Source organism: Schumannella soli (assembly GCF_006517435.1).
Classification (GTDB): domain Bacteria; phylum Actinomycetota; class Actinomycetes; order Actinomycetales; family Microbacteriaceae; genus Schumannella; species Schumannella soli.
Genome location: NZ_VHQG01000002.1, coordinates 62,160 through 74,821 on the forward strand (window position 1 = coordinate 62,160; position 12,662 = coordinate 74,821).

Consider the following 12,662-nt stretch of genomic DNA (forward strand, 5'->3'; position numbering starts at 1 on the left):
TCGCCGCTCGCCGCCGGCTGCCGTGCCGGCACCCGGCTGCTGCACCTCGCGCGGCGAGGCACTCGCGCGACGGCAGCGCCGAGCGTCAGCATGTCCGCATGCGACTCGACGCGGCGATCGACGCCTACCTGCGGCACCTCGCCGCCGAGCGCGCCTACAGCGAGCACACGATCGCCGGATACGGAGCCGACCTGCGAGCACTCGCCTCCCACGCCGAGCAGCGCGCGGCCGATGAGATCGAGCACCTCGACCTCGAACTGCTGCGCGACTGGCTCTGGGCGTCGACGCAGGCAGGGCTCGCCAAGTCGACCCTCGCGCGCCGCGCCGCATCCGCGCGCGGCCTCACCCGCTGGCTCCACGTCACCGGGGCGATGAGCTCCGACGTCGGCGCCCGGTTGAAGTCACCGCGCCGCGACAGCCGCCTGCCCCGCGTGCTCGGCCGCGAGCAGATGGATCGCCTGCTCACCGGACTGGCCTCACGGGCCGCCGACGGCGATCCCGGCGCCCAGCGCGACCTCGCCGTCGTCGAACTGCTGTACGCCTCCGCGCTGCGCGTCGGCGAGCTGACCGGACTCGACCTCACCGACCTCGATCTCGAACGCCACACCGTCCGCGTGCTCGGCAAAGGATCGAAGGAGCGCGTCGTGCCGGTCGGGCTCCCCGCCCTGCGCGCACTGGGGACCTGGATCGATGACGGTCGCCGGCGTGTCCTCGCCGCAGCGAGCGACGACGCCGACGCCCAGCGCGCCGTCTTCCTCGGAACGCGCGGTCGTCGCCTCGGGGTCCGCGCGGTCTACGAACTCGTGTCCGGGCTGCTGGCCGACATGCCCGGCTCCGGCCCGGCGGGCCCGCACGCGCTGCGTCACACCGCCGCCACCCATCTGCTCGACGGCGGCGCCGACCTGCGCGCCGTGCAGGAGCTGCTCGGGCACGCGAGTCTCGGCACGACCCAGATCTACACGCACGTCTCGGCCGAACGGCTGCGCCAGGTCTACGCCCGGGCCCACCCGCGCGCCTGACCGCGGAACCTCCCGCGGCGCGCGTCCTCCCGCGAGATCGTCTCGCGGCGGCCGCCCGCGCCGCCCGCCCACGCCGCCCCACCGGCATCGCCGCGCGTCCCGCATCGCGCGACCCGCGACCCAGACCCGCCGCCCGGACTCCGCGGGTTCCGCCCACCCGTGCCGGTCTCGATCCGGACTCAGCGCGCTCGACCCGCCCTCACCGGTCTCGTCCTCGAGTCCGCCGACGACGACTCATCGCATCCGCTGGCGCCGGCACCCGGGCTGCGCTTCATCCCCCGTCCATCGGCAGCAGCACCGCGCGCGGCACCCCGCCGAGCCACAGCAGCGGCGAGACGTACTCGCCGTCGACGCGCACACCCAGATGCAGACAGGCGTCGGAGGAGCAGTGCCCCGGCTGCAGCGTGCCGATCACCTGACCCCGCGTGACGCGGTCGCCCGCGACGACGGCGGGCTCCACCGGCTCGAGGCTGCTGACCACGCCGCCGCCGTGGTCGATCGAGACGAGCGGGCGATCCACGACCACCCCGGCGAAGTGCACCACGCCGTCGGCGGGCGCGAGCACGGGCGAGCCGGCGGGCGCGCCGATGTCGATGCCGCGGTGTCCGGCCGAATACGGAGTCGGCGGCGCACGGAACGGCTCGACGACGGGATGCGGCGCCGCGACCGGCCACAGCCAGGCGCCCGTCACGGCGACAGCCGCCAGCACGCGGATCAGCCGACCGGCCCCCGCGCCGACCGCCCCGCTGACCCCGCCACCCGACGTCCGCCGACCTGCGCGGGCCAGCGCCGGGATGAGGTCGCGCGAGAGGATGCTCATGCGCTCAGCCTGCGTCGCCCGCGCTCCGCGCGCGGCGTCGTGGAGCGCATCGGTGCAGAACCCGTCCTGACCAGGGATTGGGGAGGAGGGACGGCGCCGACCGCCGTCGGCCGCCCGGTCGCCGCGGTGCTATGCTGACCCCTGCATCCCGACTTCGGGGTGACTTCGCGCGCCCAGAGCGCTGCGGCACCGGCTCCCTCTCGACGGCCTCCGTCCGAGCAGAGCCGCGAGCGGCGGCGTGGCATCGCATCCATCAGTCTCCGATCCGTCGGAAGCGGATGCGCGCCGGGCGCCAGGGATCGGGCCGTCGGCCCGGTCGACAACTGAGAACGCGCGAGCGCGGCCCTGGGCCGTGCCCGCCAGAGAAGGAGAACGGCCATGGCCGTCGTCACCATCCGCCAGCTGCTCGACAGCGGCGTGCACTTCGGACACCAGACCCGCCGCTGGAACCCGAAGGTGAAGCGCTTCATCCTTACCGAGCGCTCGGGCATCCACATCATCGACCTGCAGAAGTCGCTCGGCTACATCGACAAGGCCTACGACTTCGTCAAGGAGACGGTCGCCCACGGCGGCACCGTGCTCTTCGTCGGCACCAAGAAGCAGGCGCAGGAGTCCATCGCCGAGCAGGCGACCCGCGTGGGCCAGCCCTACGTCAACCAGCGCTGGCTCGGCGGTCTGCTCACCAACTTCCAGACGGTCTCCAAGCGCCTCGCGCGCATGAAGGAGCTCGAGGAGATCGACTTCGACGACACCACCAAGGGCTTCACCAAGAAGGAGCTCCTGATCAAGAAGCGCGAGCTGGACAAGCTCCACAAGACGCTCGGTGGTATCCGCAACCTCACCAAGACCCCCAGCGCGATCTGGGTCGTCGACTCGAAGCGCGAGCACCTCGCCATCGACGAGGCAACGAAGCTCGGCATCCCCGTGATCGGCATCCTCGACACGAACGCCGACCCCGACGAGCTGCAGTACCCGATCCCGGGCAACGACGACGCGATCCGCTCGGTGGGCCTGCTCACCCGCATCATCGCCGACGCCGCCGCCGAGGGCCTCGTGCAGCGCCACCAGGCCCCCGCGGCCGAGGGCAACGTCTCGGCCGTCGAGCCGCTCGCCGAGTGGGAGCAGGAGCTGCTCGCCGCCAGCGAGACCCCCGCGTCGACCGCCGAGAAGATCGAGGCCGTCGACCAGGGCGCCGACGCCGCCGAGAAGGTCGCCGAGGTCGTCGAAGCCGAGACCCCGACCGAGGAGAACGACGCCGACGCCGAGGCGTCGGCCGACCTCGCCGCTCAGGCCGACGAGACCGTCGTCGCCGAGCACGCCCCGGAGTCGGACGAGGCCGCCGAGGCCCGCATCGAGGCCGAGGCGACCGAGGCCGAGAAGAAGCCGGCCGCGAAGAAGTAGTCCGGGCGTTCTCCGCCTGTTCATCACGACTGAGTAAGGAATAGTCCATGGCCAACTTCAGCCTGGAAGACGTCAAGATCCTGCGCGAGCGCCTCGGCACCGGCATGGTCGACACCAAGAACGCCCTGGTCGAGGCCGAGGGCGACATCGAGAAGGCGGTGGAGATCCTCCGCCTCAAGGGTGCGAAGGGCAACGCCAAGCGCGCCGACCGCTCCACCAGCGAGGGCCTCATCGCCGTCGTCGAGAGCGCGACCGCCGTCACCCTGATCGAGCTCGCCTGCGAGACCGACTTCGTCGCCAAGAACGACAAGTTCGTCGCGCTGGCCGAGAAGGTCGTCGCCGCGCTGGCCGACTCGGGCGCCGAGACCGTGGATGCCGCTCTCGCGGTGCCCGCGGACGGCGGCACCGTCGGCAGCCTCATCGAGGAGCAGGCCGCGACCATCGGCGAGAAGATCGAGCTCCGTCAGGTCGCTCGCATCGCCGGTGACAAGTTCGCCGTCTACCTGCACCGCACCTCGAAGGACCTGCCGCCGCAGATCGGCGTCGTCGTCTCCTACACGGGTGACGACGCGGAGACCGCGCGCAGCATCGCCCAGCACATCTCGTTCGCCGCTCCGACCTACCTCTCCAAGGACGAGGTGCCGGAGGCCGACGTCGCCAACGAGCGTCGCATCGTCGAGCAGATCAGCCGCGAGGAGGGCAAGCCGGAGGCCGCCCTTCCGAAGATCGTCGAGGGTCGTCTCGGCGCCTACTTCAAGCAGGTCGCCCTGCTCGAGCAGGACTACGCCCGCGACAACAAGCTGGCGGTGAAGAAGGTCGCTGAGGATGCGGGTCTGACCATCAACGGCTTCGCCCGTTTCAAGGTCGGCGCCTGATCCAGCCTCGTCAGAAGGCCCGGATGCTTCGGCATCCGGGCCTTCTGCATTGCGGTGGCAGCTGCGGCGGCAGCGGCACGGCGACGAGTCCGCGTTAGCCTGGCAGGGTGAGCGACCCTCAGTCCGGCTTCGGGTATCCGTCCGAGAAGCCCGTACGGAATCCTCCGCAGAATCCGTACGGGAGCCCGGAGCAGAACCCCTACGGAAGCCCGTCGCCGCAGAACCCGTACGCGCCCGGCCCCCAGTCCTCCCCGGGCGCTCCGCAGCAACAGCAGCCCTATCCGCAGCAGCAGCACCCACAGCGTCCGGCCGGCCCGCAGCCCTGGTCGCCGGCCCCCGCGCCCGGCTACTACCCCGCCTCGGCGCCGCGTCGTCGTGGTCTCTCCACCGGCGGAGTGCTGGCGATCGTGCTCGGCTCGGTCGGTCTCGTGGTCATCGCCGGCGTGGTGCTCGTCGCGGTGGTCATCGTCGGCGTCATCCGGGGCGAGACCGCTCGTCCCGTCTACCCCTCGGCGGCGCCGACGTCGCCGAGCAGCGGCGCCTACGACCTCGTCGACCGCCCGGCGTTCACGGCGTATGTGACCCGCGTGACCCAGCTGCGCGACACCTACCTGCAGGCGCGTCGCGACGGCAGCATCCACCAGTGGGTCCCGGCGACGACGACCGGCGACGACTACGCTTCGGCGTTCATCTACCTGCTCACCGACAAGAAGGCCGCCACGAACTTCATGCTGCGCGGCACGACGACCGACGACGACCCGGCGGTGCTCGACGCGAAGGTGGCGGCGTGGGATGCCGAGCTCACCGAGCTCGAGCGCAAGTTCCTGGCTGGGGAGCCGTTCGGGGTGAACATCACGATCAAGCGCTCCGACGGCACGACGTTCCACTACGACGGCGCTGCCGGCCCGAACGGCTGATCCCCGCCCGCGTCCGTCTGCGCGTTCTAGGGTGGCGCCATGACGCGCTCCGCTGGTCTCTCCGCTCTGATCGCCGACGGCGTGTTCCTCGCGCACGAGGCGCAGCTGCAGATCGTCGACCGCTTCGGCGATCACGAGCACTGGGATGTCGATCTCGCGACGCGGCAGTTCCGCTTCACCGGTCCGACGTCGGCCACCCTGCCGCTGCAGCTGCTCGGCTCGGCCGCGCCGGGGCCGCGCAGCTGGCTGTGGGGCTGGGCGAACCCCTCCGGCTACGCACCCGAGATCGTGGCTGCGGCGTCGGCCGCCCGTCAGCTGGGCGATCGCTTCCGCATCCCCGAGCTCGTCGCGGGCGAGGTCGCGTTCGACGACCCGGCCCCGGCGGGAGAGCCGGAGCCCGGCTATCAGCTCGGCTGGGACCTCTCGATCGCGGCGCGCGTCGCGAGCGGGATCTGGTTCGGCTACAGCGGGCGCGTCGAGGGCGGCACGCGGGTGTGGATGCTGCTGGAGGGGCTGACGTTCGATCTGCCGTCGGCGCCGCGCGTGCTGCGCGTGATCGGCGAGGGGCTGAGCTCCACCACCGTGACCGATCACCGGCGCGCGGTCGCGAGCTATGCGACCCTGCGCGGCATCCCCTTCGACGGCGTGCGCCTGAGCCTGCCCGACGGCGTGATCGCGGTCGAGTTCGACCAGCTCGGCCGCGTCGCGGCGCTCAACGGCACGGCGCTGCCAGGGCGGGCCTGAGCGGGCGAGGGGCGCTGCGGACCGGGGCCGTCGGGACCTGGCGCCCTCGCGGGTCGGCGCCGTCGCGGGCCGAGCGCACGGACACGGTCCGGTAGCCTGGACCGACCCCTGACGGAAGGACCCCCGCGATGACCGATCGCCGACGCCGCGTGCTGCTCAAGCTCTCCGGAGAGGCGTTCGGCGGTGGTTCCCTCGGTGTCAATCCGGATGTGGTCTCGGCCATCGCGAAGGAGATCGCGGCGGCCACGACCGACCCCGACGAGTCGCAGCGGGTCGAGGTCGCGGTGGTCGTCGGCGGCGGCAACTTCTTCCGCGGAGCCGAGCTGAGCCAGCGCGGCATGGACCGCGGGCGCGCCGACTACATGGGCATGCTCGGCACCGTCATGAACGCCCTCGCGCTGCAGGACTTCCTCGAGCAGGCCGGCGCCGCGACGCGCGTGCAGTCGGCGATTCAGATGACCCAGGTCGCCGAGCCCTACATCCCGCTGCGCGCCGAGCGTCATCTCGAGAAGGGCCGCGTCGTGATCTTCGGCGCCGGCGCGGGACTGCCCTACTTCTCGACCGACACCGTCTCGGCGCAGCGCGCGCTCGAGATCGGCGCCGACGAGGTGCTCGTGGCGAAGAACGGCGTCGACGGCGTCTACACGGCCGACCCGCGCGTCGACCCGACCGCGACCAAGATCGACGCGATCAGCTACCAGGAGGCCCTGCAGCAGGGGCTCAAGGTCGTCGACTCCACCGCCTTCAGCCTCTGCATGGACAACCGGATGCCGATGCACGTCTTCGGCATGGAGCCGGCCGGCAACGTCACGGCGGCGGTGCGCGGCGAGCGTCTCGGCACGCTCGTCACGGCCTGAGCCGCCTCACCGTGGCGCGCCGCGACGAGGTCTTCCCGTTCAAGGCCACGCATGATCCCGAGAAGGAGCGCCGCGAGCGCGGCCCCCTGCTGCACGGCGATGTCGCGCTCTCGATCCTGCTCGTCGTCATCGGCGCGGCCGGCGTCGGCATCGCGATCGCCCTGGCGCTCGTCGAGGCGGCGCTGACGAGCGGCACGGCCGATGCGCAGTCGCCGACGCTCTTGGTCGCGATCGCGCTCACCGTGGTGGGTCCGGCGCTGAGCTGGGCCGTGGGATCGCTGCTCGTGCTCATCAACGCCGTGCGCCGCCGTCGCGCCTGGCGCGTGGCGCTCATCTCCCTCGCCGTGTCGCTCGTGACCGGCACGGTCGGCGCGGTCTGGTGGGCGGCGCAGACCGGAGTGCTCTCATGACACGACCACTAGGCTTGACCGACGGAATCTGCGAAGGAGTGCTCCCGTGATCAGCGACGTACTGGCCGAGGCCAAGGACAAGATGCTCAAGGCCGTCGAGGTCGCCAAGGACGACTTCTCGACGGTGCGGACCGGCCGCGCGAACCCGGCGCTGTTCGAGCGCATCAACGTGGAGTACTACGGCACCCCGACCCCGCTGCAGCAGCTCGCGAGCCTGCAGAACCCCGAGGCGCGCACGATCATCATCACGCCCTACGACAAGACCGCGCTCAAGGACATCGAGAAGGCCATCGTCGCCTTCCCGAACCTCGGAGCCGCCCCGTCGAACGACGGCAACATCATCCGCGTCACCATGCCGGAGCTCACCGAGGAGCGCCGCAAGGAGTACGTGAAGCTGGCGAGGGCCAAGGCCGAGGACGCGAAGGTCGTCGTGCGCAACCTGCGCCGCAAGACGAAGGACGACCTCGACGCCCTGAAGACCGAGGTCGGCGATGACGAGGTGGCTCGCGCGGAGAAGGAGCTGGAGGCGATCACGAAGACCCACATCGACGCGATCGACGAGGCCCTGAAGCGCAAGGAAGCCGAACTGCTCGAGGTCTGAGCGTGTCTGACGACGACCACTCCGCGCGCGACGACTCCGCTGAGCCGCGGCGCCACTCGCGCGCCGAGTTCGAGGCGAAGGCGCGAGCGAACGTGGCCGAGTTCGAGGCGCAGGTGCGCGCGACGCGCGCGCAGTTCGAAGAGGCCAACGCCCGCATCGAGGCGCGCGCCGGACGCAACCTGCCGTTCGCCATCGGGGTCGGCATCCTGCTCGGCGGTCTGCTGATCGTCAGCCTGATCATCCTCAAGTGGATGTTCATCGTCTTCGGCGCGGTGCTGGTCGCCTTCGCGATCTTCGAGCTCGGCACGGGGCTTCGCCACGCGGGGCGAGACGTGCCCCGGGTCGCCTCGATCGTGGTCGGCGTGGCCGTCATGCCGGTCGCGTTCTTCTTCGGCGTCGAGGGGCTGTGGGTCGCGACGCTCGCGGCGATCGCGCTGGTCAGCCTCTATCGGCTCGCCGAGGTCGCGACCGGGCGGGGGAGTGCCCCGGCGCGCTCGGTCATCCAGGATCTGGTGGCGGGCGCCTTCATCCAGCTCTACATCACCTTCCTCGCCGGGTTCCTGGTGGTGCTGACGCACGAGGAGCACGGCGAGTTCTGGACGCTGACCTCGATCATCGTGGTCGTCGGCGCCGACATCGGCGCGTACCTGTTCGGCGTGCTGTGGGGCAAGCACCTCATGGCGCCGAAGATCAGTCCGAAGAAGACCTGGGAGGGCTTCGCCGGCGCGGCCCTGTTCTCGGTCGTCGCGGCGATGCTGCTCGCCTGGCTCATGCTCGGCGTGCCGTTCTGGGTGGGCATCCCGCTCGGCATCCTCCTGCTGCTGACCGGCACAGGGGGGGACCTGGTCGAGTCGTTGATCAAGCGCGACCTCGGCATCAAGGACATCTCGAGCTGGCTGCCCGGCCACGGCGGGTTCCTCGACCGACTGGACTCGATCCTCCCGTCGGCGGCGATCGCCTACGGCGCCTTCCTGGTCGTGACGCAGCTGGGGCTGACCGGCTGACGCCCCGACCGGCCGAAGCGCTGTCGGGCCGGCTCTCAGCTCACCCGTCGGTGATCGGCGATCGCACGCTCCCAGGCTGCGTCCCGGCTCCGCTCTAGACTGTGCGGGTGAGCTCGACCTTCCCGCATGCCCGCCGGTCGCGTCTCGGCTACGACGTCGACGAGGTGGAGCAGTTCCTCGGTGACGCGCGCAGCTCCTACCTCGGCGAGCCGGGCTCGCGCGAGCTGAGCGCCGACGACATCCGCACCACCGGGTTCACCCTGCGCAAGGGCGGCTACGCCACCGAGCACGTGGATGCGGCGCTCGCCCGCCTCGAAGACGCCTTCGCCGGCCGCGAGAAGCAGAAGGCCCTCGCCGCCGACGGCGAGGATCACCTGGTCTCGGCCCGCGATCGCGCGCAGGAGATCCTCGACCGCCTCGTGCGGCCGCGGCACCACCGCTTCCGCCGCGTGAGCCTTTTCACGGTCGGCTACTCGGCCGTCGACGTCGATGCCTTCGTCGACCGGGTGGCCGCGTACCTGCAGGGTGGGGAGCCCGTCACGGCCGACGAGATCCGCGAGATCGCGTTCCGTCCGCGCCGCGGCGGCTACGACGAGACCCAGGTCGACGTCGTGCTGGATGCGATGGTCGACGTGATCCTCGCGGTGCGCTGAGCCCGCCTCAACCTGGCGAACCCCTGAACCGGGGTGGGCGCATCGGGGCCCCCTCGGGTAAGGTCGATGGATCGTGAGCAGTTCCCGGAGTACCCCTGCGCCCGGCGCGCTCGCTACCCGACCCCGCTTCGGCACCTCGGTGGCCATCCCGCGGCACATCCGCCGCCGCCACTCCCTGCCGCTCTTCGCGGGTCTCGCGACGCTCGCCTTCGTGCTCGTCTCGATCGTCGACCCCTACAGCGGCGCCTACGCCTCGGCCACGGTCGCCCCGGGGCACGACGGCCGCCTGCAGACCTATCAGGCCGGCGCCGCGGGCGGATCCGCGACCCAGCGCGACGGCTACCAGGTCATCAAGCCGCAGCCCGTCGCCCCGGCGGCGCCGAAGGGCGGCCGCGCCGCTCCCGCCGCCGGCACCCCCGACCCGGGCAGCGCGAAGGCGATCGCCCACGACATGGTCGTGGCCCGCGGCTGGGGCGAGGGCGAGTACGACTGCCTGGTCTCGCTGTGGAACAAGGAATCGCACTGGAACGTCTACGCCCACAACTCGGGCAGCGGCGCCTACGGCATCCCGCAGGCGCTCCCCGGTTCGAAGATGGCGAGCGCCGGTCCCGACTGGCAGACCAACCCTGCGACGCAGATCACCTGGGGCCTGGGCTACATCACGGGTCGCTACGGCACCCCGTGCGGCGCCTGGGCCAAGAGCCAGTCGTCCGGCTGGTACTGACCTCCTCCCGCAGACCGACGCCGGGCATCGTCCGAGTCCGCCTGCGTAGACTCCATCGCATGCCCCGCTCGAACCGTCCGCGCCAGCGTCGCGCGGAGGAGAGCGAGCCGCTCGACATGAACCGCGTGCTCGGCGGCATGCGCCGCGTCGAGGCGAAACGCGATGGCGAATGGAACGTGCAGCCGCAGTCCGCCGGCGCCGCTGTGAAGGTCTACACCTGCCCCGGATGCGGTGGCGAGATCGCCGAGGGCATCCCGCACGTGGTCGCCTGGCGCGCCGACGGCATCATGGGCGAGGCCGACGATCTGGCTGCCCGCCGTCACTGGCACAGCCGCTGCTGGAGGATCCGCGCATGACCGACCCGATCGAGATCCGCGGCAGCGTCGATCTGCCGGCCCGCCGTGAGGACGTCGTGCTGCGCACCGACGACGGCCTCGAGCTCGTCGGCGAGCTCGCCCTGCCGCAGGCCGCCCAGCCGGTCGGCACGCTGCTCTTCCTGCACCCGCTGCCCACCGCCGGCGGCTTCATGGACTCGCACATCGTGCGCAAGTCGTCGGGACGGCTGCCGGCGCTCGCCGACCTGGTGGTGCTGCGCTTCAACTTCCGCGGCGTCAGCTCACCCCGGGGCACGTCGCAGGGGTCCTTCGGCGAGGGCGTCGATGAACGGCACGACCTCGGCGCGGCCCTGCGGTTCGTCGCCGAGCGCGGCCTGCCGACGCCGTGGCTCGTCGGCTGGTCGTTCGGCACCGAGGTGCTGCTCAAGCACGGGCGGGATGCCGACATCGCCGGCGCGATCCTGCTGTCGCCGCCGCTGCACCGCACGAGCGACGCCGAGCTGGCCCGCTGGCGCGACTTCCCGCATCCGCTCGTCGCTCTCGTGCCCGAGCACGACGACTTCCTGAAGCCGGCCGAGGCGGCCGAGCGCTTCGCGATCGTGCCGAACCTCGAGCTCGTCGCCGTCGAGGCGGCCAAGCACCTGTGGGTGGGCGAGAAGCAGACGTCTCGCGTGCTGAGCGAGATCGTGCAGCGCGTCAACCCGGCGGCGCTGCCGTTGCCGACCGAGTGGCCGCCGCCCGCGACCTGACCCGCCGAGCGCGGCCGGTCGGCCCGCCCGCGCCCGAACCGTCGACCGGCGAGCCGCCGGCGACATCATCGAAGAGGAGAACCCCCGTGCGCAGCATCACCGTGCAGCAGCTGTCCGAGCTCGACGCCCCGAGCGTCGTCGACGTGCGCGAGCCGGACGAGTACGCCGCCGTGCACGCGGTCGGCGTGATCCCGATCCCGATGCAGTCGGTGCCCGAGCGCCTCGACGAGCTGCCCGAGGGCACCATCCACCTCATCTGCAAGTCGGGTGGACGCAGCGGCCGCGTCGCCGCGTACCTCGAGCAGCAGGGCTACGACGTCGTCAACGTCGAGGGCGGCACCGACGCGTGGGTCGCCGCGGGTCTGCCGACCGAGTCGGGCGCCACCGCCTGACGACCTGGGGTGGAGACCCTCGCTAGAGCTCGTTCTGGCGGGGGATGATGACCTGCTTCACGATGAGCAGCGCCGACGCCGCCACCGGGATCGCGATGAGCGCTCCGAGGATGCCGAGCAGCGAGCCGCCCGCGAGCGCCGCGATAACGACGACCGCGCCCGGCACCTTGACGGCGCGGTTCATGATGTTCGGGCTCAGCACGTAGGCCTCCACCTGCATGTAGATCACGTAGTAGATCGCGACCGCGATGACGGAGGGCGAGCCGTTGAACAGCCACACGGCGAGCGTGATGACGACCGAGCCCGAGATCGTTCCGACGAGCGGGATCAGCGAGAACAGGAAGGCGATGAAGGCGAGCAGCGCCGAGTACTTCGCGCCGACGATGAACGTCAGGAAGATGAAGCTGAGGATGCCGTTGCAGAGCCCCAGCGCGACCTGGCCGACGACGTAGCGGCCGACCGAGGCGGTGATCTGCTCGGAGATGTCGATGAAGCGCTCGCGCTTCGTGGCCGGCACGAGCTGGTAGAGGCCGCGCTTGATGCTGGCCAGCGAGGCGACGAAGTACAGCGTGAGGATCAGCACGATCAGGCCGCCGAAGGCGCCGTTCGCGATCGTGAAGATGGTGCTGAACGCGGCGCCGGTGATGCCGCCGAGGTTCTTGGTGAGCTCGTTCTGAACCGTGTTGAGCGTGTCGTTGTAGTCGAGCCACGGGAGGGTCGACTCGAACCACTTCTGGATCTCGTTGTTCTCGAAGGCCTTGACGATCGACGGGATCTGGTCGATCAGCGTGCCGATCTGGTCGCTGACGACCGGCACGATCGCGAACACGAGCCCCGCGAAGATGCCGAGGATCACGACCAGCACGATGAGGATCGCGAGCCAGCGCGGCAGCTTGCGCCGCTCGAGGAACGAGACGGCCGGGTCGATGCCGAGCGCGAGGAAGAGCGCGGCGCCGATGTAGGTGATGATCGTCGCGAGCGACGAGATCGACGAGCCGATCAGCAGCGCGAGCAGCACCCCCAGCCCGCCGAAGAGCCCGAAGCGGAAGGCGTTCTGGATCTTCATGGGCACTCCTTCTGGGCAGGCGAGCGGGTCGCCGTGGCGTTCAGCGGGTCGAGCTTGTCAGCGCGGCCGATGCGAGAGCCCCGGCTTTCGGCGGG

16 protein-coding genes are annotated in these 12,662 nt (G+C 71.3%); 14 read left to right on the top strand and 2 right to left on the bottom strand.

Annotated elements, in window-relative coordinates:
* The first annotated feature begins 98 nt into the window (after positions 1-98).
* A complete protein-coding gene (locus tag FJ657_RS05960; RefSeq protein ID WP_141162800.1) occupies positions 99-1,019 on the top strand; it encodes a tyrosine recombinase XerC in 921 nt (306 codons plus the stop codon).
* 271 nt (positions 1,020-1,290) lie between these two features.
* Here the strand turns inward: FJ657_RS05960 and FJ657_RS05965 are convergent, their stop codons facing one another.
* Positions 1,291-1,839, bottom strand: coding sequence for a M23 family metallopeptidase (locus FJ657_RS05965; protein ID WP_141162801.1), 549 nt, complete (start codon positions 1,837-1,839; stop codon positions 1,291-1,293).
* Between the two features lie 378 nt (positions 1,840-2,217).
* Between FJ657_RS05965 and rpsB the strand changes: the two genes are divergently transcribed.
* The 13 genes from rpsB (at position 2,218) to FJ657_RS06030 (ending at position 11,501) form a co-directional block, all read left to right on the top strand.
* A complete protein-coding gene (gene rpsB / locus FJ657_RS05970) occupies positions 2,218-3,240 on the top strand; it encodes a 30S ribosomal protein S2 (RefSeq protein ID WP_141162802.1) in 1,023 nt (340 codons plus the stop codon).
* Positions 3,241-3,287: 47 nt separating this feature from the next.
* Positions 3,288-4,115 carry a translation elongation factor Ts gene (gene tsf / locus FJ657_RS05975; protein WP_141162803.1) on the top strand — a complete coding sequence of 276 codons (828 nt, stop codon included), beginning with the start codon at positions 3,288-3,290 and terminating at the stop codon, positions 4,113-4,115.
* A 107-nt stretch (positions 4,116-4,222) separates the two neighbouring features.
* Positions 4,223-5,032 (top strand): hypothetical protein, encoded by an 810-nt coding sequence (locus FJ657_RS05980; RefSeq protein WP_141162804.1) that lies wholly within the window; start codon positions 4,223-4,225, stop codon positions 5,030-5,032.
* A 39-nt stretch (positions 5,033-5,071) separates the two neighbouring features.
* Positions 5,072-5,776, top strand: coding sequence for a DUF6882 domain-containing protein (locus FJ657_RS05985; protein ID WP_141162805.1), 705 nt, complete (start codon positions 5,072-5,074; stop codon positions 5,774-5,776).
* Between the two features lie 128 nt (positions 5,777-5,904).
* Complete coding sequence (gene pyrH / locus FJ657_RS05990) at positions 5,905-6,633, top strand: UMP kinase (RefSeq protein WP_141162806.1); 729 nt, start codon at positions 5,905-5,907, stop codon at positions 6,631-6,633.
* Positions 6,634-6,644: 11 nt separating this feature from the next.
* Positions 6,645-7,043 carry a hypothetical protein gene (locus tag FJ657_RS05995; protein ID WP_141162807.1) on the top strand — a complete coding sequence of 133 codons (399 nt, stop codon included), beginning with the start codon at positions 6,645-6,647 and terminating at the stop codon, positions 7,041-7,043.
* A 46-nt stretch (positions 7,044-7,089) separates the two neighbouring features.
* Positions 7,090-7,644: a ribosome recycling factor gene (gene frr, locus FJ657_RS06000; RefSeq protein ID WP_141162808.1), complete on the top strand. Its 555-nt coding sequence runs from the start codon at positions 7,090-7,092 to the stop codon at positions 7,642-7,644.
* 2 nt (positions 7,645-7,646) lie between these two features.
* Positions 7,647-8,648 (top strand): phosphatidate cytidylyltransferase, encoded by a 1,002-nt coding sequence (locus tag FJ657_RS06005; RefSeq protein ID WP_255447185.1) that lies wholly within the window; start codon positions 7,647-7,649, stop codon positions 8,646-8,648.
* 107 nt (positions 8,649-8,755) lie between these two features.
* Positions 8,756-9,301, top strand: coding sequence for a DivIVA domain-containing protein (locus FJ657_RS06010; protein WP_141162809.1), 546 nt, complete (start codon positions 8,756-8,758; stop codon positions 9,299-9,301).
* Between the two features lie 73 nt (positions 9,302-9,374).
* Positions 9,375-10,025, top strand: a complete 651-nt coding sequence (locus FJ657_RS06015; protein ID WP_255447186.1) for an aggregation-promoting factor C-terminal-like domain-containing protein — start codon at positions 9,375-9,377, stop codon at positions 10,023-10,025.
* Positions 10,026-10,084: 59 nt separating this feature from the next.
* Complete coding sequence (locus FJ657_RS06020) at positions 10,085-10,381, top strand: Rv1322 family protein (RefSeq protein ID WP_141162810.1); 297 nt, start codon at positions 10,085-10,087, stop codon at positions 10,379-10,381.
* Entirely contained in the window at positions 10,378-11,109 is a 732-nt protein-coding gene (locus tag FJ657_RS06025) for an alpha/beta hydrolase (RefSeq protein WP_141162811.1), read from the top strand. Before FJ657_RS06020 ends, FJ657_RS06025 begins: the two co-directional genes overlap by 4 nt.
* Positions 11,110-11,195: 86 nt before the next feature.
* Positions 11,196-11,501, top strand: coding sequence for a rhodanese-like domain-containing protein (locus tag FJ657_RS06030; protein WP_141162812.1), 306 nt, complete (start codon positions 11,196-11,198; stop codon positions 11,499-11,501).
* A gap of 22 nt (positions 11,502-11,523) precedes the next feature.
* On the opposite strand, the gene FJ657_RS06035 is transcribed toward FJ657_RS06030, so the two are convergent.
* A complete protein-coding gene (locus FJ657_RS06035; protein ID WP_141162813.1) occupies positions 11,524-12,567 on the bottom strand; it encodes an AI-2E family transporter in 1,044 nt (347 codons plus the stop codon).
* Positions 12,568-12,662 lie beyond the last annotated feature (95 nt).

Bases quoted from the DNA above. Each gene is read 5' to 3' on its own strand.
- FJ657_RS05960 (WP_141162800.1), top strand. From the start codon at position 99: ATGCGACTCGACGCGGCGATCGACGCCTACCTGCGGCACCTCGCCGCC.
- FJ657_RS05965 (WP_141162801.1), bottom strand. From the start codon at position 1,839: ATGAGCATCCTCTCGCGCGACCTCATCCCGGCGCTGGCCCGCGCAGGT.
- rpsB (WP_141162802.1), top strand. From the start codon at position 2,218: ATGGCCGTCGTCACCATCCGCCAGCTGCTCGACAGCGGCGTGCACTTC.
- tsf (WP_141162803.1), top strand. From the start codon at position 3,288: ATGGCCAACTTCAGCCTGGAAGACGTCAAGATCCTGCGCGAGCGCCTC.
- FJ657_RS05985 (WP_141162805.1), top strand. From the start codon at position 5,072: ATGACGCGCTCCGCTGGTCTCTCCGCTCTGATCGCCGACGGCGTGTTC.
- pyrH (WP_141162806.1), top strand. From the start codon at position 5,905: ATGACCGATCGCCGACGCCGCGTGCTGCTCAAGCTCTCCGGAGAGGCG.
- FJ657_RS06020 (WP_141162810.1), top strand. From the start codon at position 10,085: ATGCCCCGCTCGAACCGTCCGCGCCAGCGTCGCGCGGAGGAGAGCGAG.
- FJ657_RS06025 (WP_141162811.1), top strand. From the start codon at position 10,378: ATGACCGACCCGATCGAGATCCGCGGCAGCGTCGATCTGCCGGCCCGC.
- FJ657_RS06035 (WP_141162813.1), bottom strand. From the start codon at position 12,567: ATGAAGATCCAGAACGCCTTCCGCTTCGGGCTCTTCGGCGGGCTGGGG.